This is a genomic window from Microcoleus sp. N9_A1 (assembly GCF_036701795.1).
GTDB lineage: Bacteria > Cyanobacteriota > Cyanobacteriia > Cyanobacteriales > Microcoleaceae > Microcoleus.
Map to the genome: position 1 here is coordinate 22,228 of NZ_JAUBRI010000053.1, position 26,323 is coordinate 48,550.

Annotated in this window: 21 protein-coding genes; 11 read left to right on the plus strand and 10 right to left on the minus strand. The window is 44.3% G+C overall.

Translation table 11 applies throughout. The annotated features are described in order from the left end of the window. The first annotated feature begins 146 nt into the window (after positions 1–146). Positions 147–503: a hypothetical protein gene (locus QUA58_RS22020; protein WP_333251909.1), complete on the plus strand. Its 357-nt coding sequence runs from the start codon at positions 147–149 to the stop codon at positions 501–503. Positions 504–555: 52 nt separating this feature from the next. On the opposite strand, the gene QUA58_RS22025 is transcribed toward QUA58_RS22020, so the two are convergent. The 4 genes from QUA58_RS22025 to QUA58_RS22040 all read right to left on the minus strand — a co-directional run bounded on the left by QUA58_RS22025 (position 556) and on the right by QUA58_RS22040 (position 6,245). Continuing rightward, positions 556–1,569 (minus strand): YegS/Rv2252/BmrU family lipid kinase, encoded by a 1,014-nt coding sequence (locus tag QUA58_RS22025; RefSeq protein ID WP_333395943.1) that lies wholly within the window; start codon positions 1,567–1,569, stop codon positions 556–558. Positions 1,570–1,703: 134 nt separating this feature from the next. After that, a complete protein-coding gene (locus QUA58_RS22030; RefSeq protein WP_333395944.1) occupies positions 1,704–2,432 on the minus strand; it encodes a DUF3891 family protein in 729 nt (242 codons plus the stop codon). Positions 2,433–2,687: 255 nt separating this feature from the next. Continuing rightward, positions 2,688–4,292, minus strand: coding sequence for a metallophosphoesterase (locus tag QUA58_RS22035; RefSeq protein ID WP_333395945.1), 1,605 nt, complete (start codon positions 4,290–4,292; stop codon positions 2,688–2,690). Positions 4,293–5,168: 876 nt separating this feature from the next. Further along, a complete protein-coding gene (locus QUA58_RS22040) occupies positions 5,169–6,245 on the minus strand; it encodes an alpha/beta fold hydrolase (RefSeq protein WP_333395947.1) in 1,077 nt (358 codons plus the stop codon). A 382-nt stretch (positions 6,246–6,627) separates the two neighbouring features. Here QUA58_RS22040 and QUA58_RS22045 point away from each other — a divergent pair, with 382 nt between their 5' ends. Next, complete coding sequence (locus QUA58_RS22045) at positions 6,628–7,806, plus strand: DNA cytosine methyltransferase (protein WP_333395950.1); 1,179 nt, start codon at positions 6,628–6,630, stop codon at positions 7,804–7,806. Between the two features lie 24 nt (positions 7,807–7,830). Here QUA58_RS22045 and QUA58_RS22050 read toward each other — a convergent pair whose 3' ends face one another. From QUA58_RS22050 to QUA58_RS22065, 4 genes are all read right to left on the minus strand, one after another. Then, positions 7,831–10,263, minus strand: a complete 2,433-nt coding sequence (locus tag QUA58_RS22050) for a dynamin family protein (RefSeq protein ID WP_333395952.1) — start codon at positions 10,261–10,263, stop codon at positions 7,831–7,833. A 52-nt stretch (positions 10,264–10,315) separates the two neighbouring features. After that, entirely contained in the window at positions 10,316–10,462 is a 147-nt protein-coding gene (locus tag QUA58_RS31620) for a type II toxin-antitoxin system HicB family antitoxin (protein WP_445301894.1), read from the minus strand. A 108-nt stretch (positions 10,463–10,570) separates the two neighbouring features. Further along, positions 10,571–11,410: a PIN domain-containing protein gene (locus QUA58_RS22060; RefSeq protein WP_333395955.1), complete on the minus strand. Its 840-nt coding sequence runs from the start codon at positions 11,408–11,410 to the stop codon at positions 10,571–10,573. A 1-nt stretch (position 11,411) separates the two neighbouring features. Then, positions 11,412–11,879 carry a helix-turn-helix domain-containing protein gene (locus tag QUA58_RS22065; protein ID WP_333395957.1) on the minus strand — a complete coding sequence of 156 codons (468 nt, stop codon included), beginning with the start codon at positions 11,877–11,879 and terminating at the stop codon, positions 11,412–11,414. Positions 11,880–12,248: 369 nt separating this feature from the next. On the opposite strand from QUA58_RS22065, the gene purB reads away from it, so the two are divergent. The 3 genes from purB to QUA58_RS22080 all read left to right on the plus strand — a co-directional run bounded on the left by purB (position 12,249) and on the right by QUA58_RS22080 (position 15,816). Then, positions 12,249–13,544, plus strand: coding sequence for an adenylosuccinate lyase (gene purB, locus QUA58_RS22070; protein ID WP_333395977.1), 1,296 nt, complete (start codon positions 12,249–12,251; stop codon positions 13,542–13,544). 183 nt (positions 13,545–13,727) lie between these two features. Next, on the plus strand, positions 13,728–14,453 hold the full coding sequence (locus QUA58_RS22075) for a M15 family metallopeptidase (protein ID WP_333395958.1): 726 nt from the start codon (positions 13,728–13,730) through the stop codon (positions 14,451–14,453). Positions 14,454–14,631: 178 nt separating this feature from the next. Then, entirely contained in the window at positions 14,632–15,816 is a 1,185-nt protein-coding gene (locus tag QUA58_RS22080) for an acyltransferase (RefSeq protein WP_333395961.1), read from the plus strand. 43 nt (positions 15,817–15,859) lie between these two features. Here the strand turns inward: QUA58_RS22080 and QUA58_RS22085 are convergent, their stop codons facing one another. Next, the gene (locus tag QUA58_RS22085; protein WP_333395964.1) at positions 15,860–16,699 is read right to left on the minus strand and encodes an SH3 domain-containing protein; all 840 of its coding nucleotides are present in this window, start codon (positions 16,697–16,699) and stop codon (positions 15,860–15,862) included. Positions 16,700–16,944: 245 nt separating this feature from the next. Here QUA58_RS22085 and QUA58_RS22090 point away from each other — a divergent pair, with 245 nt between their 5' ends. The 5 genes from QUA58_RS22090 (at position 16,945) to QUA58_RS22110 (ending at position 22,664) form a co-directional block, all read left to right on the plus strand. Continuing rightward, the gene (locus QUA58_RS22090) at positions 16,945–18,312 is read left to right on the plus strand and encodes an NACHT domain-containing protein (RefSeq protein WP_333255945.1); all 1,368 of its coding nucleotides are present in this window, start codon (positions 16,945–16,947) and stop codon (positions 18,310–18,312) included. Between the two features lie 153 nt (positions 18,313–18,465). Next, entirely contained in the window at positions 18,466–19,449 is a 984-nt protein-coding gene (locus tag QUA58_RS22095; protein ID WP_333395967.1) for an alpha-ketoacid dehydrogenase subunit beta, read from the plus strand. A 228-nt stretch (positions 19,450–19,677) separates the two neighbouring features. After that, complete coding sequence (gene secD, locus QUA58_RS22100) at positions 19,678–21,075, plus strand: protein translocase subunit SecD (protein WP_333395969.1); 1,398 nt, start codon at positions 19,678–19,680, stop codon at positions 21,073–21,075. Between the two features lie 123 nt (positions 21,076–21,198). Then, positions 21,199–22,167 (plus strand): protein translocase subunit SecF, encoded by a 969-nt coding sequence (gene secF, locus QUA58_RS22105; protein WP_333395971.1) that lies wholly within the window; start codon positions 21,199–21,201, stop codon positions 22,165–22,167. A gap of 116 nt (positions 22,168–22,283) precedes the next feature. Further along, positions 22,284–22,664, plus strand: a complete 381-nt coding sequence (locus QUA58_RS22110; protein ID WP_333395973.1) for a hypothetical protein — start codon at positions 22,284–22,286, stop codon at positions 22,662–22,664. Positions 22,665–22,932: 268 nt separating this feature from the next. Here QUA58_RS22110 and QUA58_RS22115 read toward each other — a convergent pair whose 3' ends face one another. After that, positions 22,933–24,417 carry an ATP-binding protein gene (locus QUA58_RS22115; protein WP_333395975.1) on the minus strand — a complete coding sequence of 495 codons (1,485 nt, stop codon included), beginning with the start codon at positions 24,415–24,417 and terminating at the stop codon, positions 22,933–22,935. Positions 24,418–25,845: 1,428 nt separating this feature from the next. On the opposite strand from QUA58_RS22115, the gene QUA58_RS22120 reads away from it, so the two are divergent. Next, positions 25,846–26,244, plus strand: a complete 399-nt coding sequence (locus tag QUA58_RS22120) for a DUF4342 domain-containing protein (RefSeq protein WP_333255961.1) — start codon at positions 25,846–25,848, stop codon at positions 26,242–26,244. Positions 26,245–26,323: the final 79 nt, after the last annotated feature.

Here is a 26,323-nt window from a genome sequence, read left to right on the forward strand (position 1 = left end):
ATATTAGCATTTTTTACTCAATTTGACAACTATAAAACAGATAAACAACCGACATATATCGTAGTAAAATTATCTCTAACATTAGTTGTTATTTCATGGTTATAAAAGTTAGAATATAGATAACTAACAAATAAAACTTGCTATCTATGAAAATACAATCATCAGTGCTAGTCCACCTCGGATTTGGTAAATATGTACGCTCCGATCGGGTAACAGCAGTAATCCCAATTGAAGATGAACGTGGGCCTGGTCGGCGCACTTTCGTACACGTAGACGGCGAAGCAGACCCGATCGTTGCTTCCCGCGCTGAAGATACAATCGTTCGCGATTTGGTGCAGGAACCGCGCGAAATAACTCAAGCTCGGCAGCAACAAGAAATCCTCCAAGATTTGCTGGCAGATTTGAGCAATGTTAACGTCACCGTGCGCCGCATTAGCCGCGATGAAGGTGGACTTGATCTCGAACTTTTGGAGCGTCGGATTCGCCAAATTTTAGAAGCCTAAAAACAAAAGACCGCCCCTGCGGTCTTTCTGATTATTTGTGTCGCTAAAAAGTTTAAATTAAGGATTTAATTGTAATTTCGATGTCCGCTAAACCGGTGAGTTTTTCCACGACTGGCGGTTCTTCAACTCGCGGTACAAAAATAGTTAAACCTCCTGGAATGCACTCAATAGTAATCGGAGTCATGCCGAAAATTTCACCGTCTACAACTACTTTCTGAGGCGGATCGGTAGTAATTTTTATTTTTTTGGCCCGCAAATAACCGATGTCGTCGCGATCGCTAGGATTGCCACTCAAAGCTGTTTGCAATAAGTGATAAGAAGCTGCGATCGCCCCAGCTTTATTCTCAGGTGCCACCAGCGTCACGTCCAGCAAGCCGTCATCAAAAACAATCCCCGCCGGGCCTTGAGCTAAAATGGAAGTAGGCGGCGCTGCATTCGCCACTGTCACCGCCACAGCAGTAAGGCTGATAATTCTATCTTCGGTTTCGATTTCCGCTTCAAATCTTTCTAAATTGTTTAACTGTTTAATTCCAGACAAAATGTAAGCCAGCATTCCCCAGCGATTCTTCATTTCGCGATCGGCTAATTCGACAGTTTCCGCCTCAAAACCCACTCCAGCTAATAAAACCATCGGCATTTCACCGTTGCAAATCGCCGCATCCACCACCCGCGTCAACCCTCCCAAAATAGTGGCGCAGGCGGTTTCAATTGTATTTGGAATGTCTAAAGCATTAGCAAAAGCATTAGCAGTTCCTCGCGAAATAATTCCTAAAGGAATATTTGTGCCGACAATCGCCCCAGCAACTGCGGATAATGTGCCGTCGCCCCCGCAAGCAATAATTGCCTCAACTCCTCTAGCAACTGCTTCGCGGGCGATTTGATCTGCGTCTAATTCTGGGGTTGTTAGCCGAATATCTAAGTCAATAAAAGGCTCTAAAAGTTCCTGAATTCTAGCTAAGTCTTGGTCGGGGTCGCTGTTACCGGCGACGGGATTAAAAATTAGGCAAGCTGAACGTTTCATGTTTGGTAATTGGTAATTGGTAATTGGTAATTGGTAATTGCTCATTGATAATATTATGTCCGGTCAATCGGCAACAATCAAATTGGTTTGTAGTGAGAACTTCAGTTTTCATAAAACTCGCTGGGACTTAAGTTCTCGCTACAAACCTAGAACGTGCAGTATTTGTGCTAGAGGTTTAATTAAGACTTGACAAAAGTCCACTCTAAGACTTCGCGCGGAGCTTTGTGCAGCGCTTCCTTGATTTCCTGGTTGCTGTCGAACTTGACTTTATCCAAAAGGCACGCTTCGACGTTCACCGTAAATTTATCTTCTTCAAAAGGCCAAGGAGTTACAGTCACGAGTTCGTTGCTGTTCTGTACAATATCGTAGCGCTTGCCGTCCGGGCCGACACTAATTTCTAAAGCTCGTTCTCCGGCGGGTAACTCGCGGCTGCAAAGAATTAATGATAGCCGATCGCACCACTGGAAAAAAGCATAAGCTGCCTTAGCATCTTCCTCGGAAATTTTCAACTCTTTGCGCCATTTTTTTTGATTTTCCAGTTGTTCGTCCAAAAACTCGTCGAGTTCCTTCGACTCTCCCCGCTTTCCTTCATTGAGAAAGCTCATGTGCATAGAAATCAGCATTGCTACCCACCTACCGCGATATAGGGCATTCTGCGTCATGGCTTTAATTTTAGGCAGTGAAGTTTCGGTCTGCAAGGTAAAATCAAAGGGCGCGCCCGCTTCTGTCAAAATATTTTCTTCCCATTCTTTCTCCAAATCGTCGTGATGCGAAATCGCTGCTATGGTTTCGTAAAGGCGAACCGGAGATTTCGAGCGCTTCCACTGTCCGCCAAGTTGGGCCGCGAGCAAAGCGTGGGCGCGGTGGTAAATAATTTCCCAGCCGGTGGCGGTTAAGTTAGCAATCATTGAGTTTTTTTCCTGAATTAAGTTGAGTGCAAAGATGAGACTTGTATTGCATTAATCTTTGATTGATAGATCGATCGCAGATGCAAGGCAGATTAACGCCCATTAACGCAGATAATTTCCTGTTATGGCGATCGAATGAATGCAATGCGAGTCTATTGAAGATTTCCGGGTTTGAGAGAGAATCTTGAGAGTTTCAAGCTGAGGAATTAAGCCGTTTGCTGCGGCAAAACCCGATCATGAGGGCAACTTCATTCGTTAAATTACAAAAGGTTCGATCGAGATCTCGTGCCATTTCCCCTCAAATCGTTCGACAACCAAAGGTCGGATGCGGAACTTGGGGGGGCTCCCGTCGAGAACATCAATCCGCAAACACGAATAAGGACGGCGTTTGTGGGAACCTTGGCCGCTGCGGCCGACAAATAGCAAAGATTCCGCTATCGGGCGATCGCCTTTTTGCGATCGCCCGCCCTCACGCCCCAATCGATAAGCTTCTGGACTCGATGGTTCCTGCAACATCGGCCCTTCCGGGCGCTGGCGGCGGAGACTGTGGCCGCTTCCCCCGCAGACAATCCAATTAATCCCAGAGTCGCCGTGTCCGGTATTCCCAGTCCGCAGGTATTCCAAACAGTGAGCGTGGCCAGTCAGCACCAAATCTACTAGCGGACGCCCCCGCGCTACTTCCCCAACTGCATCGGCCACCGCGTCGAGCACCTCGCGCAATCGCAACCGCACCGCCAAAGTTTGAGCTTGATTCCACTTTGTCGCCTCTGTCACGTAGGGGGGATGGTGCAGGTAAATTACCCGCCCCCGCACCTCGGAATCGCGCCAAGAGTCAATCAGCCTTTTTTTCAGCCATTCGAGCTGTTCAACGTCGGTGGCGGCTGTTTTGTGGGACGACAGTTGTTTGTCAATATCTATGAGCATTTCGTCAAGTTGCTCTAATTTGGCGCTCAAGTCGTCTAGCTGTTCGGCTTCAGAAGGAATTTCGGGGTTCAGCCGATCGCACATTTCGAGCATTGCCAATTTTTCTTGTTCCAATTTCTGGCGATCGAGTTCCAAATTCTGGCGGCGAATGTCGCCCTGTTTGGTTTTCGGGATCGGTAATGGTTCGTTGAAGGTGTTGGAGTCGAGGGCGAAGAAGTCGATGCCGCCACTGCAGAAGGTGTAGTAGCGGTTGGGTAAGCGCGTAAAGCTTCCGGGTTGGTAGCGGAGGCAGCGGCCTGTGCTGGTGCTGGCGGTGTAGTGGGCGTCTAGGTGGCGATCGAGTTCTCCCGGCATTTTGTGAGCTTGCAGGTAGTCGAGAAAGGCTTTGGCGTAGGCATTTCCGCGATCGGAACCGTGCCAGCCGACATCGAGATCCAACTTGGAACCCAACAGTCGGCGCAGCGGTAAGGCTGTCGCCGACAGAATGCCGTAGACTATGGGCAAGTCGTAATAGTCGTGGTTTCCCGGTACGGGCAAAAAGGGAAAGCTAAACACCATGCGATCGTAAGCAATCCGAGAAGGATGCTCGCCGCCGACTATAAATTCTCGGTAGGGGCGAATAAAGTTTTGCAAGTAATATTCGCTGGAACCTACGAGATAAACTACATCGCCCGTGTGGAGGACGAAACGGCAAGTTCTCCCCTCGACCAGCATCAGTTCGGCAACCTGCCGCTGGGGGTTGTGGCCGCGGTGATTGCCCGTGCCGCTGTCGCCTGCGACTAAAAACGAAAACTCTGGAGAGTCGGTGGTTGGAGATTCCAAAACCATCCGAGTTTGGTCGATTCCCCGATCGACGATCGACTGTTCTTGCCACCGCACCCGCTCTTTCATTTTGCGGATTTTGACTGTTATTTGCGGGTCGGAAACGAATTTCAATTCACCTCTTCTCCAAAATTGCTGAGTTCCTAGTTAATCATAGTGTAGCGATCGGGCGAGTTTTTACATCTCTCTAAAAGCTGAAAATTGACGCCCGGGTACTCAGAAACCTGGTTTTGGACGAGAATACAGCCCTGCAACTGACATCTTGCGCCATTCTCTTTAACCCGCCGGGGGTTGAAACCCCCGTCTGACAGCGAAAGTCGGTTAAAACGGACTGAAAAGCTGATAGGAAAAGGCTTTTAGTCCTCTTTAGAGGACTTTCTTTCGCTATGAGACAGGGGTTTCAACCCCTGGCGGTTATTGGAAGTGGTGCAGGATGTGAGTTACCACCGATAGCAACGGCAAAAAACCCGGTTTCTTTGGTTTTGATACGATCGCCCCGTCTCTAAACTAAAATAAGAGCTTGTACGACGCGGTGCTGTTTGTTGCCGAAGACGAGAGAATCAATCAAGGACGTGGGAATTTAACGCGAAGATGCCACCCCACTACAATGCTGGTTTCGAGTGGATCAATAAAAATTTCGGTTAAGAAAAAGGAATTACGAGAGAGTAATTATCGCAATTTGCAGTTTGATTAGATTGAGAGTTGGAGCTTTAGTTTTACCTAGTTAATAGCTCACACAATCGTCAAAAAAACGAATAAATTAATCGATATTTATTCACCAGTTTTTAACTAAAATTGTTTCTAATCCTTATGCTGTCCTCACATCGAGGTTAAGTCAACTGGCTATGCAAATTATGCACAATTGTGTCCCACTAAGCCATTCAGCTTTTGCCCTGATGTCTAGTGTTTTTGGGAAATAGTTTTAACGTTCTGGACTGGAGGGATTAAACCACCTAATCCTTTCCTCCCCCCAACTATTGCCGAGGAGTGTTAAGGTTTTATTTGATAATCTTCATCAACACTCAAGGCATCGAACCACTGTAAAATCCGATTCCATGCCCACCACCGATCGCTATCACCAAATTGATGCTGACAACGTTTACTACTGATATGCCCAACATGACCGCCGTAGGCTGTCACCACTAATTCTAAGGCAGGATTGTTCGCGCTAATGGCTTGCAACTCAGAGACAAGAATTGGATCAAACATCGGATCATCCGCTGCATAGAGGATGAAAGTGGGTTTTTTGAGGTGAGGCAAAATGTGTAGAGCGCTGCTAGCCTCATAGTATTCTTCCACAGAGGAGAAACCTAACGGGCCAATTACCAGTTCGTGGTCAAAGCCCCAAATGCTGTTGGCGCGTTCAATAGCTGCAGGATCGATCGCCCCCGGATGCGATGCGGCGATATTTTTTGCTAGTTTTTTTAACTGTCGCGCGATCGCTTTTTCTAAAAATTTCCCCCACTCATCTTTAACTAGATAAGACAGAGAACGGTTGGAGTCCAAGCTGGGGCAAATCACCGCCGCGCCTGCTAGTTCTGACTCTTCGAGCCCTAAGTCCGGCCCCCAATCTGCGATCGTCTGAGCTGATTTTACGGCCCACAAGGCTAATTGTCCGCCCAGGGAATAACCCGTGAACCAAAAAGGCGCGGGACATCCCATTTCTTTAGCAGCCGCAGCAATCCGAACGAAATCTTCGCCTTCGTATAGGCCATCAGAAGTCAGGGTGGGAGAGAGTTGGGCAGTTTTGCCGTGAGCTCGCCAGTCAAATAATACCACTGCACAGCCTTGGGCATAGGCTTTACGGCCTAGTAGCTTGAGATACCATTGATTATCCAAATCGCCAGTAATGCCGTAAGTGCCGACGATGGTATATCGAGGATTTTCGGGGATGGCAACCCAGCCGAAAATCGGGACTCCACAGGCACCAGTAAAGATGTGTTCTCGGTAAGGGGGCTCTGGGTAAGCGATCGTCTTTTCCCAACGGCGACTAGCCCTTAATGCGGTGTACAACGTCATTAATAAGCCGTTGTTCAGCAGCCAAGGTGGAGTATAGGGAATGGTCATAAGCGGATGTGGGAAATGTCTGTCTCGTTGGTGGGAGGTTTTTACTTGACAGGTTGGCTATTCTAGCGAATAACCCTGAAAACCGCAATACTTTTTGAGTAAATGCACTCAAGGGCGAAGTCTAACCAAAATATTAATGGCTATTCATTTGGAACCATTTATTGGCGAATAGAGAAGAATGCCAGCTAACGAAGTTTAGCATATTGTAGCGGATCGCCCAAACTACAAAAACCTGGTTGCTTTCAGAAACAGGGTTTCTGAGTCTTGCATCCCCGCGCAGATGTACAATAGGACGATCGCACTCTCCGACTCCAAGCGCGATCGATCCCTACACCTGCCCCAAGTGGGCAACATCAGATAGAACGCAGTAAACAAATATAAAATGGAAGCAATACAACTGTCTTTGTTCTTAAAAGAGGAAGAACCAATTCCTGCCAAAAAGCAGAAGAAAGCAAAATTAGGGCGTTACGAACGCATCCAACGCGAACTCGAAGCAAATGACTGCGACCCCTACAAGATATTCATTGATATTGAATCTCAGTCGCTGCCCAAATCAGACTATACATTTGTCGATATTTTCTGCGGTGCGGGCGGCATGACCCAAGGTTTATTGCAAGCAGGTTTCCGACCAGTAGCAAGTGTTGAAATTAATCCCATCGCCTCGGCAACTCATACAAAAAACTTTCCCGATTGCCATCACTTGTGCGACGATATAAAAAACTTAAATCCCCAACAGTTGCTCGCTGAAATTGGTTCGCCAGAAGTTCATGTTGTTGCAGGCGGGCCACCATGTCAAGGCTTCTCAGTAGCCGGAAAACGCGACCCCAACGACCCTCGAAATCGCTTATTTAGAGAGTTTGTCCGCGTTGTCTCTGAAATACGTCCTTGGTATGTTGTCATGGAAAACGTACCGGGAATATTGACTATACAAAAAGGAGCTGTTAAGCAAGCCATTTGCGAGGCTTTTCAGGAAATTGGCTATCCCAATATGTCCGTTGCTGTTCTGGAATCCGCAACCTATGCAGTCCCGCAAATCCGGCCGCGAGCAATTTTTATTGCCAATAGATTTGGGATGCAAAATCCCTATCCGAAGCCGCAATTTTTGCCGGAACAATACAAAGCGATTGAGTCAGCAATTGATGATTTACCAGAGTATAGTCCCATACCAGAAATCAACCACGAATGGACTCGTCATTCTGTTGAGTACATGGAAAGACTTGCTAAAGTTCCACCAGGCGGTTCTTTGTATGAAAGCTACGCCGATGCTTTCAAGCGACAGTATCCGGGAAAACCGAGTATGACTGTTAAAGAAAATCATGGTGGCACTCATATTCATCCTTATCTCAACCGCGTTATTTCAGCTCGCGAAATGGCTAGATTGCAAAGTTTCCCGGATTCATTTATTTTTGAAGGTTCTATGAAAAAGGCAATGTGGCAAATTGGAAATGCCGTGCCGCCTCGATTGGCAGAGTGTATCGGTTTTGCACTTATTCCATATTTGACTGATATTGCTGTGAACAAAGCTAGTTTAGTGAATAAGTTCCTGTTCCAGAAATCTTAAATTAGTAAAAAACGTAAGCGCATCTCAGCTTGCTATTAATGGTTTTGTCTGACTCAGAAGTTCATTAGCCTTCTCTTTCAACTTATCCACCTGTAATTTATCATTACCTACTGAAAATGATTCAAGCGCTTGCTTTAATTTTTTCAGTGTTTCTAAAGGTAAAGCTTGAGCTTTTAATGATTGCTCCAAATCCTTCCTATAATCACCTAAAATAGAGTCTAGAGCCTCAAAATACATTTGAATTGGTTCATCAAAAGATTGGTCAATCAATCGGTTAGATTGTTTTTGAATTTCTTCGATTTTATTATTAAATAATTTAACTACTTCAGCCTGGAAAAGGATTATGTTAACTGTATATCTTTCTTTATATAGATGTTTGTTTAAGTCCACACGGAACAACCAACCAAAAACGGTGCTAACGAAACCATAAATTGTGCTCAGTATTGGATTGTTAGCTACCATTGCCACTAAGCCAGCAGCAAACTGCACAAACAAATTACCAAATGCTTCTTCTAAAAATGCTGCGAGTAAATCAGATAACCCATATCCTCTGAATTCAAGATCAGGGGTATTCACTTCTATGTAAATATCAACTAACTTGAGTGTATCTGGCTTAAAAGTAACATCAAACTCTTTGTTTAAGCGAACTTGAGCGCCTTCAATAATAGGTTTAGTTCGACTATCTAGTAACTTGGATAATTCTTGGATCTTGTCTTTTGTCTGTTCTTCCGTCTTTTTAGACGCGACATTCAATTGACGCTCAATAATTTTATTTGCTGAGGCTACTATTTTTTCAGCAAATAACTTGGCATCTTGCTTATTATTAAATTCAAATTCATCCTTATTTTTAAACTCATTTTTATCTCTATTTAAAAAGTCGTTAAAGGCAGTAGAAAAAGATGTTATAGCAGAGTCCCAAACATAATCTTTCAAGAGTATATCAAGTTCTTTTTTTCCATCTTTTTTTAGTTTTTCTAGGTTGGCATTTACGGTTTCGTTTATTTGCTTTTTTGTTTTGGCAACCTCTTCATCTAGACTCTTACGGCAAGCAGCTAGACTAGAAAGCTCTTTGTTAAGATCCTTAATTGCTTGCTGGAGCTTTTCAGCATTACTGTTAATGTAAATCAGATCATTTTTTGCATTATTACATAAATCATCTAAATGAATAAGACAACGATTCAATGCAAACTCCATGCAGCGGGGGGCAACTTGTAGCAAAATTACATTAATTGCTTCTTCCAGAAAAGATTCAAACTTTGATACTTCCCAAAGTTTTACCGCTATCTTTTGTAATTTATCTACAGTTGCCTCCTTCAGTTCATCCTCCCAATTAACAGGCCAGAATTCTCTAGCTAATGCTTCGGCAGCTTCAGGATCTTTAATATCTTGACTACTGAGAGATGATTGACGGAGAAAATCCTTAGCGCAGAATGCTTGCCTAGCCGAAACTTCAAATACGTGGTCTGTGTCGCCCAGTTTGAGGTTATTAGCAACAAATTGTTTTACCATTTCGGTATCTATGTCACCTCGACGACGCTCATCGATTTTATTAACTAAAACATATAAATTTTCTTGACTGCTTGTTCTGATAACTTTTTGAACTTCTGCTTTAATTTTTTCGGCTGCTTCAGCCCTCAATTCAGTAAAATTCAGGACAAGCAGCACAAGTTGGCTACGCTTAAGTTGCTTGGAAACTACAATTTCTAGTTTTTCGCTGACTCCGGCTTCACTTGGCCCAGGCGTATCAACGATTACAAGATTACCTAGCTTCTCTAGTTGTTGATTTTGCTGTGTTATGAAAAAAGGAGTTTCGATAGATGGAATGTCATTGTCATTGAGCAACTGGAGAGGATCTTGATCTTGGGATACTGCCAGAATGTTGCAAAGACGGATAATATGATTCAACTCTGTCAGGATCTTGTTAATATTCTTACTGCCATAGATTTCTTCGGAAATCCCAAAATCTGTATCACTGTGAATTTCTTGGAGTAAACTTGCTAAATGCGGATATTCACCAGTATGCTTAAGAACTTCTTCCATCCCTTGCTGCTCAATTTTCAGCCTGATAGCATCCAATGCTTTCTTAAATGCTTCACAAATTCCAGGACTCAATTTTAGAATCGGCTCTGCTGCATTTTCTTTTAATACAATCTCTGTTGGCAGTGTGGTCATCGCTGTAGCAGAACTTGGCAGGAGTTCTTGACCAATAATGGCATTAATAATTTTGGATTTGCCAGCATTCATCGGTGCGGCAATGGCCATTCTGAGTTTTAGGTCTGTGACTGTACCAATCTCCTTTTCAATTTCCTGTTGATATATCTGGTACTTGTTTTCTGAGCTATCCTCAGACTTAAGTTCTTTGCTAGCGCGACCCATCAGAGTGCTAACTTCTTGTAACAGGGCAATCACCTGTCTTTGCAGGTCTTGGACATTTGGGTTGGAGGCTTGAGAAGTCATAGGTTTTTAGTTGGTGTTTATGGTAAATGGTAGCAGAAATTGTATAACAACTTTACGCAATCTGTAATCGTTTCCCCAAAGTCTGAGGTTCTGGTAGAGGTTTGCCATCTTCTTGATAGAGTTCAATCAATGTTTCTAACAATTCTTGTCCGTGTTTTGCCGCTTCTTCGTAAGTGTGTCCGTGAGTGCAAGGCTGCATGACATCGGTAAACTCCGGTCAACTGACAACAAAAAGTCGATCTTCTTCTGACCACTGGATGATGAGACTGTAAGGGCTATTCATTCTTCTATTTTCTTGAGCTTCTGCTTAATCTGATTGTCGAGCCTCAATTCTATTTATTGTTAATTCTTGCTCCAAGCGTTGAGCAAATATTTGGAATATTTTGACATCTTCCGATGAAATATTACACTCAATTTCCTCATTCTGAACTCGAATAACTTCTCCTCTACCGTCTTTAGCCGTAATTGTTAGAGTTGGCCCTTTCATCCAGAGTCGATATCTTTCCCCGTCATAACATCGACCACCTTCGGGTGCAGCTTCTCCAATCTTCCGTAAGGCTTGTTTCGCAGTTTCTGTTACAAAATCAAAGTATTCGTAGAAACGAGTTTTACTAGCAAATTCGTGTACCCTATTATTTTTTTCTAATTTTTCAATAATTTCGGCAACAGTACAAGGAGGGTTTTTTAGAGCCTCAGCCTGCTGCCGAATTACTTCAACGATTGACTCAGGGTTATTATCGAAAAGCTCACTTAGAAATACATCCGGGTGCTGTGCCTCAATGCCATAAGGTTCCAAAGCCTCCTTTGGGAAGTGTTTGAGGTTATCTGTAACGATGATTTGAGCATTTGCGACAATCGCAGCAGCTACAACATGACGATCGCCCGGATGATTTGTCATTGCTTCCACCAAACTTGCAGGCACTTTGACAATTGCTTCAGGAAAGGAGTATTTAATCTGTTCCTGAAAATATTTTGCTTTGACATCTGTCATTATGCCTTTTTTTACAAGATTGCGGGTAGCACCATCTAGAATTTCTTGTGAAAAGTGAACGCTGTACAACTCAGCCTCGGCAGCACGCAGCAGCGTATCGCATAAAGGCATAGGGAAGATGACGCAGGAATCTAGAACAACAGAAGAAACATCCATCTTACTTAGCTAGATCGCACACCCCATCTTCGTAGAACCCCTCATCCTGAAGAAATTGGGTTAGTTCTTGCAGCCCTTGGCGACGCTTTACTTTCCGCTGTTCTTGATAATTTATTACGTCTTGGAAAGTCACTCGTCGATGTGAACCAACTTTGATATGGGGAATTTCTCCTGTTTCTAGTAACTTGATTAGAAAGGGTCTAGATACCTTCAAAATCTCAGCAGCTTCTTGTGTTGTCAACTGGCAATTGTGAGGCATTATAGAAATGCGCTGACCTGATGCCATCATATGAACGATATGACACAACATACGATATACAGATTCAGGAATAAGAATCTCTTCTCCGTTGCTTCCCACTAATTTTGCTTGCGAAGGATCGAGGTTAAGAATCCGCTCTAATTCAGCTATTGATTCTTTTTCTTGTTCTTGAACCAAAACGGACTCAAGCGATGCTTTTTGGCTCAACATAATGAATTTCTTTTTTGATTTGATTTTTTTCGATCGAAAGCAGAAAGTCAGTCTGTGTTAAAATCAGGGGTTTAAACCCCTGATTTTAACACAACCATTTTTTATTGCTCATTGCTCAGCAGACTGAGGCTGCGATTGGGTAAAACCTGTGCGACCATTGCTGAAAGGGGTTTGCAAGTATTTGGCCGGCATATACTTGGTTGTTTCCTTCACGATAACACTTACCGTGCCATAAACGCAATATCCGAAACAAACGAAATATTCAAATTCAGAAGAGGGATAGTTCGATCGCCCGAAATTCCCCCTCCCGACTGAAGACGGATGCCGCGCAGAGGTACAATAGGACGATCGCATTCCCCAACTCCCACCGTGATAGAGCGCTACACTTTGCCCGAAATGGGCAACATCTGGACTGAAACCGCCAAACTGAAAACCTGGCTGCAAGTAGAAATCGCTGTCTGCGAAGCTCAAGCCGAACTCGGCTACATCCCCGCCGCCGCAGTCGAAGAAATCAAAGCTAAGGCTAATTTTGACCCCAAACGAGTCCTCGAAATTGAAGCCGAAGTCCGCCACGACATGATCGCCTTCTTGACAAATGTCAACGAATATGTGGGCGATGCCGGCCGCTACATTCACCTCGGCTTAACCAGTTCCGATGTGCTCGATACTGCTTTGGCGCTGCAATTAGTCGCTAGTGTCGATATTTTGTTAGAACGTGTCGAAGATTTGAGTCAAGCTATTCGCTATCAGGCCCAACAACACCGCAATACTGTGATGGTTGGCCGATCGCACGGAATTCACGCCGAACCCATCACCTTTGGCTTTAAACTAGCAGGATGGCTGGCCGAAGTGTTTCGCAACCGCGCCCGATTGGTGAATTTGCGATCGTCCATTGCAGTCGGCAAAATCTCCGGCGCAGTCGGAACCTATGCTAATATCGATCCGCGAATAGAAGCCATAGCCTGTCAAAACCTCGGACTCGAACCCGATTGTGCATCGACTCAAGTCATTTCGCGCGATCGACACGCCGAATACGTCCAAACCCTAGCACTGTTAGCCGCATCGATCGAGCGTTTTGCAGTAGAAATCCGCAACCTCCAACGCACCGACGTGCTCGAAGTCGAAGAATTCTTTTCCAAAGGGCAAAAAGGCTCATCCGCCATGCCCCACAAACGCAACCCAATTCGCTCCGAAAGACTCACGGGGATGGCAAGAATTGTCCGCGCCAACGCCGTCGCAGCCTTAGAAAACGTGGCGCTTTGGCACGAAAGAGACATCTCTCACAGTTCCGTAGAACGGATGATTTTGCCCGACAGTTCTACAGTAACTCACTTCATGTTAGTCGAAGCCACAGACTTAGTAAAACACCTGCTAGTCTATCCCGAAAACATGAAGCGCAACATGAACCTTTACGGCGGGGTAATCTTCAGCCAGCGGGTGATGTTAGCCTTAGTAGAAAAAGGCACGAGTCGCGAAGACGCATACACAATTGTCCAATCTTGCGCTCACGAAGCTTGGAACAAGCCAGGGGGCGATTTCTACAATTTGATTGCTAAGGACGATCGCGTAACAGCTAAAATGACAAGCAAAGAAATTGATGATTGCTTCGATCCGCAGTATCAATTGAGGCATTTAGATTTAGTGTATCAGCGCTTGGGAATTTGAGGATAATTAACAACTACAAGAGAGCGATCGTTCTCGCGCTTGTCGGATAGTCTGACAGTCGAAGATTCCGCCGGGGGTTTCAACCCCTGTCGGTCTGGCGGGCAGGAAAATAACACGAAAAGCGTGAAAATTCCCCAAAATATAAAATGTAAAAACTCTATTAAATATGCACTGAACCGAGTTATGAAATTAAACCGATTTACCAAATATTTAATTGTATTCGCTATAACATTACTATCTACAACCGCACTCAATTATACAATATTTGTCCGCGCCCAGGAGCCGCCACAAGTGCAAATTACCCAACCAGAACCAAACCCAGTAGTACCTGAAAGCATTTTCATGAGTCAACTTCCCAGTTGGGCGCGCCTTGTTGACATCCGCAAAGTAAATCCCAACATTCGCCTCGATATCCGCTACGCCACTGCGAACAATTTCTTAAAACGAAAGCTTTACTCTCAAGCCAAATGCGCTTTGAGAAGTTCTGTCGCTCAAAAATTAGCGCTAGTTCAAACAGATTTAGAAAAAATTGGATTGGGTTTGAAAGTTTACGATTGCTACAGGCCTTTTTCTGTGACTGAGCAAATGTGGAAAGTTATGCCCGATCCGCGCTATGTTGCTAATCCTGCTAGGGGTTCGCGGCACAATCGCGGTGCTGCTGTAGATTTAACTTTAGTCGATCGCACGGGCAAAGAATTAGAAATGCCAACGCCCTATGACGATTTTACCGAAAAAGCTCACGGAGATTATCAAGGCGGCAGCGCGCAATCTCGGAAAAATCGTCAAGTGCTTAAGGATGCGATGAAAAAACAGGGATTTATTGGTATAACAACAGAATGGTGGCACTTTGATTCGGAAGATTGGCAGAAATTTGCGATTCTTGATATCTCGCTTTCCGAGATTCCTTGATTATAGTAAACGCTTTTGCCGTGAGGGTAGATACTATAAGCAGTTTCTGTTTCTTTTCCTGTACAGCTATCTGAAAGAAAGCAATCGCTTGCAGTTATCATAGCTTTACATTCTGTGACGAGCAGGCAAAGTTTATTTCCGCCTACCTACTTAATCTAAAAATCCACAGGAGCATTTTATGTTTAATTATTTGTTTTTTAATCAAAATCTACTAGCTTTGGTAGTTAATAATGCAGTAGAAAATAGGAGTATATTAACTACATTTACTATTTTGTCTATATTAATTTTAATTAGCTTAAGAAAAAGTGTAAAAGAGCAACCGTTATCAATTTTACAGACTAATCAAATGAAAGGAATTGCCATCCTGATCATCATTGTTCATCATGTAGCTCTTGCTCTGGGCAATCCGGGTTATTTATCTCTTCTTCATCACCTAGGTTTTCCCAGTGTATCTATTTTTTTGGTACTTTCGGGATATGGAATTTTTCTATCTATTGAAAAAAAAGGATTAAATAACTTTTTTTCCAAAAGAGTAATGAGAGTTTACATACCATTTATCTTAGCCATGACTTATAAAATTCTAATATTTGATTATTTTATATTAAATAAAAGAAGTGGTGTTGGGAATTCTTTACTCAATATATTTTTGGCTCCCTCAACTTTGGATATGAATATGTGGTTTATAGTATATATTCTTTTTTGGTATTGCATTACTTATGTAATTTTTAGTCTTAATAAATTGAATAAATCTAAAACATCTTATTTATTTTTAACGGCAATACTTGTCGGTATTTCACCAGTACCGGACACCTGGGTTAATAATTCTTTTAGTTTTCCGTTTGGTTGTTGGATAGCAGCAAACTCCAAAATAATTATTGAAAAGTTGGAAAATTTACTCGCAGGGAACAAGCCAAAATTATCTAGTATTTTTGCTCATGTAAAAAACCACCTCAATCATTATATTGAAACTTTTACTTTATATCTATCCTTTGGTATTGTATGTTTACATTTATGGGTATGGATGAAATCCCCCAGTGCTAATGCCAACATTTATTCTCCTATAATTAATATTATTGCTCACGATATTATAGGTATTTCCTTCGCTATTTTGATAATTGGGTTAATAATTTTATTAGGGAAATTCAAAATTCGCTCTATTTTTCTAAACTTTTTAGGCGAAAATTCTTTTGAACTATATCTAGTTCATGGTACATTGCTGAGTTTATTCAAGCTCATCTCAGGAGTGGATTTTGCGGTGACTTTCTTTGTTTATTTCATCATTGTCTGTATCAGCAGCATAGTTTTGAAAAAGCTTAGCTCCTTGGTCTCTGACTTATTATTAAAAAAAATTAATAATAGTTAATGTTAAGAATCTGGACTAAAGTCCTTACTACGAACCTGCACATTTATCGCACTCGCACATAAAATTCGTATTCATAGCCGCGGAAATTTGAGTCTAGTTCAAATGTATAATTGCCAGTAAGTGGCACTTTTCCCGTCCACTCTGTTTCATTGCCTTCATAAGGATTTCCTGCTAAAAGTTTGCCACGAGGAGTTATAATTTGCGGGAAAACATCTTTCCGATTCCTAACAGTCATTGTTTGACCTTTTCGGGCGCGAATCCGGTAAGAGTGGCTGCCGCCGCCGATAATTCGACCTTTGACGATCGCCTCATCTCCTCCTGGCAGAAAATTAATCTGCTGGTTGACGTTAGAACAACTGCTTTCGGTGCGGTTTTTGGCAATCCAACCGGGCGGATCGGTAATTCGCAGCCAACCGTTTTGTTCTTCGGCGACTGAAACAAAGGTATTATTTTTAAGTTTTCCTACTATGTTGCTGCCCCTTACTTGCGGGATCGATCGCACATTTAGCGGTGGATTCGGATCGCTGACTACAGCCTGGGTGATTTTACAACCCGAATTTGGCGGTGTAACAACTACGGGCTCAACTTTTTGCGGAGGGACTCCTGCAACTAGCGAGGGTTGAAGTGCGGGGGTTTTTGCAGGTTGGGGTTGGGATTTCGGAGATTCCGCAGCTTGGGTTTGTGCTTGCAGAGGTTTTGGTTGCCGAGATTCAGGGTTGTTCGTGGGCCCTGCAATCTGGTTTCTGGTGGAGGCCGGTGATTCTGCAAGGGGAAGATGGGATTGTTTCATCGCACCCGACTGTATAGTTGCAACAGCCACTCCCACTGCTGTTGCTAGTCCTGCTAAGCTGACTGTGATGATTTGAATGTTGGTAAATGACATAAAAAACTCTCTCTCTATCTATACTAATAATTTTTGTTTCGGAGTTGGGGCGATCGCCAGTTAATTTATAGTGGAAATACCTAGTGCGGGCCACAGGGTCAGGATTTGTAGATAAAATTTCAGATCCATAATTGCCGCAATAATTTGAGTCAATATATACTGGACGCCTATACTGATGGTAATCTTGCTCTGGGTTATTTGCGCGCAAATTTGCGAAAGTAAGCGTTCAGCGCGATGTACATAAAATGTCAAAATTGATTCCTCTGAGATTACAACCGCCTCGCGATCGATTGTTGGAGGAGGTGAAGCAGGAAGTCCAAGCCGGCCTCGCGCAGTCTTTGCACGCTGCTGTGCTGGCTAACCTTGCTCAAGACTCGTCGCCTGTTGGTGTTAACCGCTGTTGGGATGTGGAAGTGAAAGCGGGCAACCGTCCGAGTTTTCGGCTTCCTCCCAAAGCAAGCATTGCTAAAGTGTTCGATCGCGCCGGCGGCAAATTGGTAATTTTGGGAGCCACGGGTGCAGGCAAAACTACGACGCTGCTAGAATTAGCTCGCGTGTTAGTTTCCCGCGCCCAAAAAGATGCTAGCTTGCCAGTACCAGTGCTGTTTGAACTCGGATCATGGAAAGCAGAATCCGGGGCGATCGCCGATTGGTTAATTGCTCAACTTCAGTTCAAATACGGCATCTCTCCTGCAGTGGGCAAAAAATGGCTTGCCGAACAACAATTGCTGCCTCTCCTCGACGGCTTAGACGAAGTAGAAACCCACCGCCAAAATAGCTGCATTCAAGCAATCAATCAGTTTGTGGAAAGCGAATTTAAACCCAAACATTTAGTAGCTTGCAGCAGTTTTGAAGCTTACAAAAACTGCCCCACTAGATTTCGCCTGCAAGCAGCAGTTTTATTGAAACCTTTAACAGAAACTCAAATTCAAAATTATCTGCTAGAAGCCAGAAGCCGCGAACTTTGGTACAGCATTGAACACGAGCCGGAGTTGTTGAAATTGGCAAAAGCTCCCTTGCTTTTGAGCATGATGGCTTTGGCTTACGACGATATTTTAATTGAAGCTTGGAAGCGCATAACTTCTGCAGAAGAACAGCGCAAATATCTGTTAACTGCTTATATTCGCCACCAAATGACCGGGCAAGTCAAGCAGTATCCCAGAGGTAGGGAACTGCGGCCGGAACAAATTCGCCACTGGCTGGGATGGTTGGCGAGAAGGATGGAACAGCAAGGAATTCAAGAATTTTACCTCGATCGCATACCATCTAGCTGGCTGCAAACAGACGAAGAACAGCGCAAGTATCAGTTTGGAGTTAAGCTGGTTGGCGGGCTGATTTGGGTGATTTTGGGATTAATTTTCACCCTAGTCTCCGGGTCGATTTGGGGATTGATTGCGGGTGCTGCGGCTGCGGTAATTAGTGCTTTGTTGCCGGGAATTCCGGGGATTGAAAGTTTTATGTTGCGCCTCGTGCTGTGGTCTAGCGGCTATATTCCTTGGGATTACCAGCGTTTTCTGGATGCTGCGGGCGATCGACTGTTGCTGCAAAAAACGGGCGATCGGCGCTATCGATTTATTCACGATTTGTTGCAAAAACATTTTGCTGAAATATAAATAATGCAGGAGCTTGACAAAATTAAATAGTTATGATATTAGTCTGGCCAATTATGCACGGTTCAAGTGCCAAATGTACGATCGCATCCTCATCCGCACCCCAAAAGGTTAAGATTCTAATCTGACCCTCCTGCAATCATTGCTTCACGTCCTATGGCAGAAACCCTATTGTTCAACGCCCTCCGCGAGGCGTTAGACGAAGAAATGGCCCGCGACTCCTCTGTATTCGTACTCGGCGAAGACGTAGGCCAATACGGTGGTTCCTATAAAGTCACCAAAGACCTCTACAACAAATACGGCGAACTTAGAGTGCTCGACACCCCGATCGCCGAAAATAGCTTTACAGGTATGGCAGTAGGCGCGGCAATGACGGGATTGCGGCCGATCATCGAAGGCATGAACATGGGCTTTTTGCTGCTGGCCTTCAACCAAATATCCAACAACGCCGGAATGCTGCGCTACACCTCCGGCGGCAACTTCAAAATGCCGATGGTGATTCGCGGCCCCGGCGGCGTGGGCCGGCAACTCGGCGCCGAACACTCCCAGCGGTTAGAAGCATATTTCCAAGCAGTACCGGGTTTGAAAATAGTCGCCTGTTCGACTCCCTACAACGCCAAAGGACTCTTAAAATCAGCCATTCGCGACGATAACCCCGTTCTGTTCTTCGAGCACGTCCTTCTGTACAACCTCAAAGAAAACTTGCCAGAAACAGAATATTTAGTGCCCTTAGACAAAGCGGAAATTGTGCGATCAGGCAAAGATGTCACCATCTTGACATATTCCAGAATGCGGCACCACGTCCTGCAAGCCCTGCCCGCACTGCTAAAAGAAGGTTACGATCCCGAAGTAATCGACCTAATTTCTCTCAAACCCCTCGATATGGAGACGATCGGCGAATCAATTCGCAAAACCCACAAAGTAATTATTGTAGAGGAGTGCATGAAAACAGGAGGCATCGGTGCCGAATTAATTGCTTCGATTAGCGATCGATTTTTTGACGAACTCGACGCACCGGTTTTGCGCCTGTCTTCACAAGATATTCCCACACCTTACAACGGTAATTTGGAAAGACTGACAATTGTCCAGCCCAACCAAATTGTCGAGGCAGTCCAAAAAATGGTAGCTTTGCGAGTATAAATAGTCAGTTGTCAGTTGTCAGTTGTCAGTTGTCAGTTGTTAGTTGACAGTTGACAGTTGATAGCTGCCATTACCAATTACCAATTACCAATTACCAATTACCAATTACCAATTACCACTGCCAACTAATTACTGTCACAGGTAAACTGCCAACTACCCCAACCGTGCAGGAATCCACAGTCTCACCAACTGTCAACTGTCAACTATCAACTGTCAACTACTATAAGTATGCAAAAACAACGTTCAATATTAGCCCTAATTTTTGTTTTAATCATCGCCGCTATTACTGTAATAGTAACAATTCCGACGCGGCTGGGATTAGACTTGCAAGGAGGGTCGCAACTCACGATTCAGGTAAAAACTACCCCCACAATTCCCAAAATTGAGCCGGGAATGTTAGAAGCAGTGCGGCGGATAGTCGAAAACCGCGTCAACGGTTTGGGTGTTTCCGAAGCATTAGTCCAAACAGTAGGAGAAGACCAAATTCTCGTGCAGTTGCCCGGAGTAAATGACCCGCAGCAAGCAGAACGAGTCTTGGGCGGCACCGCCAAGCTAGAATTTCTGGAACAACTGCCAGGAACAGAAGCACAATTAGGCATTGAGAGGCAGTTGCAGCAGGAATTGCTGCTCAAACAAACAGAATTGAGAGCTACCCCGAATGAGGCGGCTATTAAAGAAAATCAGGCTGCTTTGAAAAGAAGCAATGAGGCGATCGCCAAACTCTTCAAAAGCAGCGGACTCGGTGGCGAAAACCTCAAAGACGCTCAACCTCAACCCTTGGCCTCTGGGAACAACTGGAACGTTGCTCTTGTTTTCGATACCCAAGGAGGCGAACTATTTGCCCAACTCACTAAAAATTTAGCCGGCACCGGACGCAGTATCGGTATTTTCCTAGACGAAAGAATGATCAGTTCCCCAGTCGTCGGCGTTGAATTTGCCCAAACAGGAATTAGTGGTGGGAGTGCCGTAATTCAAGGCAACTTTACAACCCAAGAAGCCAACGATTTGGCAGTGCAATTGCGGGGCGGCGCTTTGCCGGTGCCAGTCGAAATTGTAGAAAACCGCACTGTCGGCGCTAGCTTGGGTAAAGACAGCATTCAAAGCAGTATTAACGCAGGTATCGGCGGCTTAATTTTGGTCTTGATTTTCATGGTTGGTTACTATCGACTCCCCGGCGTAATTGCCAATATTGCTCTGTTAATTTATGCTTTGTTAACTTGGGCAGCCTTCGTGCTATTGGGAGTAACTTTAACGCTGCCGGGAATTGCTGGTTTTGTGCTCAGCATCGGTATGGCTGTGGATGCTAACGTGCTGATTTTTGAGCGCACGCGGGAAGAGTTGCGGGCGGGGAAATCGCTTTATCGATCGGTAGAATCGGGTTTTTACCGCGCTTTTTCCAGCATTTTAGACGGAAACGTCACAACAGTTATTGCTTGTGCTGCTTTGTTCTGGTTGGGTGCTGGTTTAGTTAAAGGGTTTGCTGTAACTCTGGCATTGGGCGTATTAGTGAGTATGTTTACTGCGCTCACTTGCAGCCGCACTCTGCTGTTCGTAGTATTGAGCTTTCCAGCATTGCGGAAACCTCAGTTGTTTTGTCCTAATTTGTCGAAAACTGCTAACAGTTAACAGTTAACAGTTGACAGTTGACAGTTGACAGTTGACAGTTGACTGTTAACTTCTTCCTTCCTTTTTACATTCCGTTACATCCGTTACACAATCCGTTGCCGAACTTCCTTCTTCCTTCAAATTATGAAATTCAGTGTTATCAAACAGCGATCGCTCTGGTGGAGTATTTCCGCCGCTATAATCCTCGCAGGTATAGTGTCGATGGCGATTTCTTGGACTCGTCCCGACATCCGCGCACCGCTGCGCCCCAGTTTAGATTTTATCGGCGGCACTCGCCTGCAATTTGAACTCGACTGCACGAAACCGGAAAATTGTAAACCAATCGATCTTGCTGCTGTCCGCGAAATCATGGACACCCAAGGTTTAGCTGGCAGCAGCATTCAAGTTATCGGCAAAGAACAGCGCGGTTTGTCGCTGCGAACAAAAACTTTGGATGTCGAACAGCGGACTAAGTTGCAAACAGCATTGAGCGAGAAAATAGGCGCTTTTGCTCCTCAATCTATTCAAATAGATACGGTTGGGCCTACCCTCGGCAAACAGTTGTTTACTTCTGGTTTGCTGGCTTTGTTGGTTTCTTTTGCGGGAATTACTACTTATCTAACGTTCCGATTTCAGTTGGATTACGCCTTTTTTGCTTTTGTGGCTCTCTTCCACGACGTGTTGGTTACGCTTGGCATTTTCTCAATTTTGGGTTTAGTTCAAGGAGTGGAAGTTGACAGTTTATTTGTGGTCGCTCTCTTGACAATTATCGGTTTTTCTGTTAACGATACAGTAGTAATTTACGATCGCGTCCGGGAAGTAATCAAGCTAAATCCGGGACAGTCGATCGATCAAATTGTCGATGATGCTGTCATGCAGACGCTGGGAAGGTCAATTAACACGACGTTTACCACGCTGCTGACGTTGTTTTCAATCTTTTTGTTTGGCGGCGAAACCCTCAAATACTTTGCTTTAGCATTGATTGTCGGCTTTATTGCGGGTGCGTATTCGAGTATTTTCGTTGCCAGTACGCTACTAGCTTGGTGGCGCAGTCGCACCGGCCACTCCATCCCCGTCCCCGCAGAAGGAATCAACCAGTCAGAGGAAGTTTAATTGACTGTTGACGGTTAACTGTTGATGGTTAACTGTTGACTAACCAATAACCAATAACCAATAACCAATGACAAATGACAAATGACAAATGACAAATGACAAATGACAAATAACAAATGACAAATGACGAAATTTTTCAAATTGAACTCAAAAGACTTCACAAACTAACAGTTTACGGCCGCTGGTTAACTGTGATATTGCTGTGGATTAGCGTCGGTTCTTTGAGCATTTGGGGTTTGCGCCGCGAAATCGCTTTGTGGTTAGAACACTTCACTTGGGCGGCGGTGCGCTACGGTTTATCTTTTCATCGCTGGCCGACTCTCGGTTTGGGCTTGTGCTTGGGAATGACTTTAGCTGTGCTAACTTGGCAAAGTCGCAATATGGTGCGAGGATTACCCCTGCGGGAAAAACAGGGTTTGGAACAACAAGTTCGCCGCATTCGCCAACAGGGGCCGAGTCATCCTTTGTGGAAGTGGGTTTGCAAAGGTTCGCATTAGCCGACGGGCTTTATTCTTTAGTCTCAAGCGAGAGGAACGAAAGTTTGACAAAAAGCGGTTTCAACGGCCGAGTCCCTAACTTTTATTGCTTCTGCCTTCTTCCTTCTGCCTTCTTCCTTCTTCCTGACATCCGTTACATCCGTTACATCCGTTACATCCGTTAAATAATCAGTTGCCGAACTGCCTTCTGCCTGACATCCGTTACATCCGTTACATCCGTTAAATAATCAGTTGCCGAACTTCCTTCTTCCTTCTTCCTTCTGTTGTATCACGCAAAGCGAGGCAAAATCTGTGCTGGGGGAGACTGTTGAAGTGGAATCTCGATCGCAAATTCTGCTCCTTTTCCCGGTTCCGAAAAGCACTTCAATTCGCCGCCGTGTTGGTTGACAACAATTTCATAGCTAATCGAGAGTCCCAAACCGGTTCCTTGGCCGACCGGCTTAGTAGTAAAGAAAGGGTCAAACAACCGCTTCCGAACATCTTCTGTCATCCCAGGGCCGTTGTCAAAAATTTTAATTATTACCTTTTTTTTCTCAATTAACTCAGTGCGAATCTGAATAGTAGGAATCAGGCGAGTAGACTTAGAAAATGATGATTGAGCCGTTGTACAAGACTGCTTTTGGTTGCCTAAGTGCGACTTTTTAGAGTTTTTTTTATCTACATTTTCGTATTTATTAGACTCCACCAGAGCGTAAATTGCATTAACTAAAATATTCATAAATACCTGATTGAGCTGTCCGGGATAGCACTGCACCAGCGGCAAGTCGCTGTATTCTTTGTAAATTTCGATCGCCTCCTGCCCCGGTTTCCCTTTAAGCTGGCTTTGCAAAAGCATAATCGTGTTGTTGATACCGTCGTGAATGTTGACCTGCTTCATTTGAGCTTCGTCTAATCTGCAAAAATTCCGCAGCGACAAAACGATGTCGCGCACTCTTTCTGCACCTTGCTGCATGGAATTTAACACTTTCGGCAAGTCTTCTAGCAAATAATCGAGTTCGATTTTTTCGGCTTCCGCTGCAATTTCCGGTATAAATTCGGGACACTGCTGCCTATAGATGTCGAGCATCCGCATTAAACCTTGCGTGTACTCTTTAGCGTGGTGCAAATTGCTGTAAATAAAGCCGATCGGATTGTTGATTTCGTGAGCTACTCCTGCTACTAACTGCCCCAAAGAAGACATTTTCTCTGTTTGAATTAGTTGAGTTTGAGTGCGCTGAAGTTCCAGTATGGCAAGTTCGAGCTGTTGGGCTTGATGTCTCAATTGCGCTTGTGACTCTCGCATCGCCACGGTTGATAACTCGTGAATTTGCAACTGAGAAAGCAGCAGTTGGTGTACGTCTAAAAGTTTGTAAGTTTCCGGTTCTACTTGTACTACAATTGGTTCGTGGATTAGTTCCGGCGATCGCTCCAAAGACTGCCGCACTGCCGTCATAATTGAGGTTTCGCGATCGAGAACCAACATATCAGTTTTAGTAAAGCGGTAGAGTATGAACAAAGGCTGTTGAGAAAATAACTCCAAGCTGTAGGGGCGGCTCATGTGTTCAAAATAACGCCGCCGCGAAATCATCCCTATAAACTTTCCTTGCTGAGTGATGATGATGCCGGGAACTAAAGGGTTTGCTTGAAAAATTTTAGCAACTTCGTCCCCCAGACACTCAGATTCTAGGAGAAAGTCGTACAGGGTTAATTCCTGTAGAGTCGATCGCAAACCAAGCGGCGATTTTAGGGGACTCAACCCGTCAGTTTCATACACTGCTCCCTCCTTTTGTAATTGGCAGTTGCGGTTGGCTGCTAGAGTCTTGCCTGCTATTTAGACTGCCTTTTCAACTCTTTTTATAGCTTAGTCATCAACTTTTCTCTGCTCCCTCGAATCCAGTTAATTCAGCAGGATTATTTTTTGCCTTAAATCGTGCTGGTGTCCCCCGAAACGATATTGCAGGTTAGATTGATTTAACAGCAGACACCCCTTTGAAACCTGACTATGTATTGAATTTTATATATCCAAGATTTCACTAATCCGAATATAACAGTCATAACTATTTTTAATGTTTGATGACATTAATTTGGTTCAGATGGATAGACATCTGCGACCTGTGGCAGTACATTTCGTATTACCCCTTGCGTAAAATTATATTACAATAAGACAAGAATAGCGACAACTCGGCAGCCGATCGCCCGATTTTAAAATTCAGGCAAAACAGGTTTCCGGCAATTGCCAAGAAATCTCAATTGTCAGCTTTTTTACACAAATGCCGATCGCACTCAACCCGAGGATTGTAATGTAGGTAGTCTTCCAGCCAGGGACAGCCGACGGCGAGCAATTTGTCAAGTTCGGCAGCTTATACTTTAGCCGCATCGACACTCCAAAGCTTCACCGACGAAATTTTTCCCTGCAGATGCTAAAGTTGTGCGATCGCCACTAAAACTCACATTCCACACATCCGCTTGATGTTCCTTAAAAATTTGCAGAAAAGTACCGTCGGGCTGCCAACTTGATATTTAAATTCTGTCGCTGGAAAATCCGAGACGGAGAATCAAGAGGAAGCAGAAGAAAATAATTGTATTTTACCCGACTTTTCTCCAACCTCCACTTCAATTTGAGGAAGTTGGTTTGGTTGCGATAATCTTTCGATCATTATTACTTCTCCTCCCCCTTGATTTTAGGCAATTCTCATTAGAAACTCTAAGATGTTGATTTGAGGAACCTCGGGGGGTCGGGTGTGGTTGGGCGATCGCACTGAGCTAAATTGAAATGACATTTGAGGAAAGTAAGCGACGGTTTCCATGTGCGGTTTTCCGAACTAGAGGTGGTAACTGTATACACGGCGGGGCGATCGTACTTTCAGTACAATGTCAGTATTTCAACCTTTACACCTGTTGAGTCTGAGTCTCTGAGAGTGTGAAAGTCGCTCTCATCCTTTCGTTGTCTGGATTGGAAGTTTTTCAAGGGTGGGGCGGTGCGAGAACCAGAAGCAGACAGTTAACTAAACGGCACAAGGAGACAGGGACAGATGGGATCAGCCCAGAAGCGAGAGAGTGAGAGAATTTTCATCATACCTTCAGAAAATCACGACAGCAGCAGCAATATCACCCAAAAGAATGATTGATTCAAAAAAAGTGGCGTGTTATCTTTCTAAATAATTATATACAAAAATACTTTTACCTAAAAGGAGAACAAAAAATGGACACACCTACAGATCGCGCACAAGAACCAGTCGGGACAAGAGAACTCGAATCAATACCTGTATCTGAAAAAGTTTCTGCCCAAAAAGTTACTGAGGTCAACTTTGAAACGACTCCTTTAGAAACCCCTGCTTATACTCAGCAAAAAGTTAGCGTCGAGGAGGTGAAAATTAACGGCGACGATTTGGTTGCTAAAGTAAAAGAACTGATTCACGAAGGAAATATCCGCCGCATCATTATCAAAAATGAAGAGGGACGGATTTTGGTAGAAGTTCCTCTGACAGTGGGAGTAGTCGGTGGAGTCATCGGTGCGGCATTGTTTCCAGTCATTGCAGCAGTAGGAGCGATAGGTGCATTAGTAGCTCACATGACCATTATCATTGAAAGAACAGAATAACAGAAACTCAGTTGTTAGTAATGTTCCTGTCCGGTTAATATCCCGTAATCAAGCTTGTTGGTAGTGAGTACGACCATCC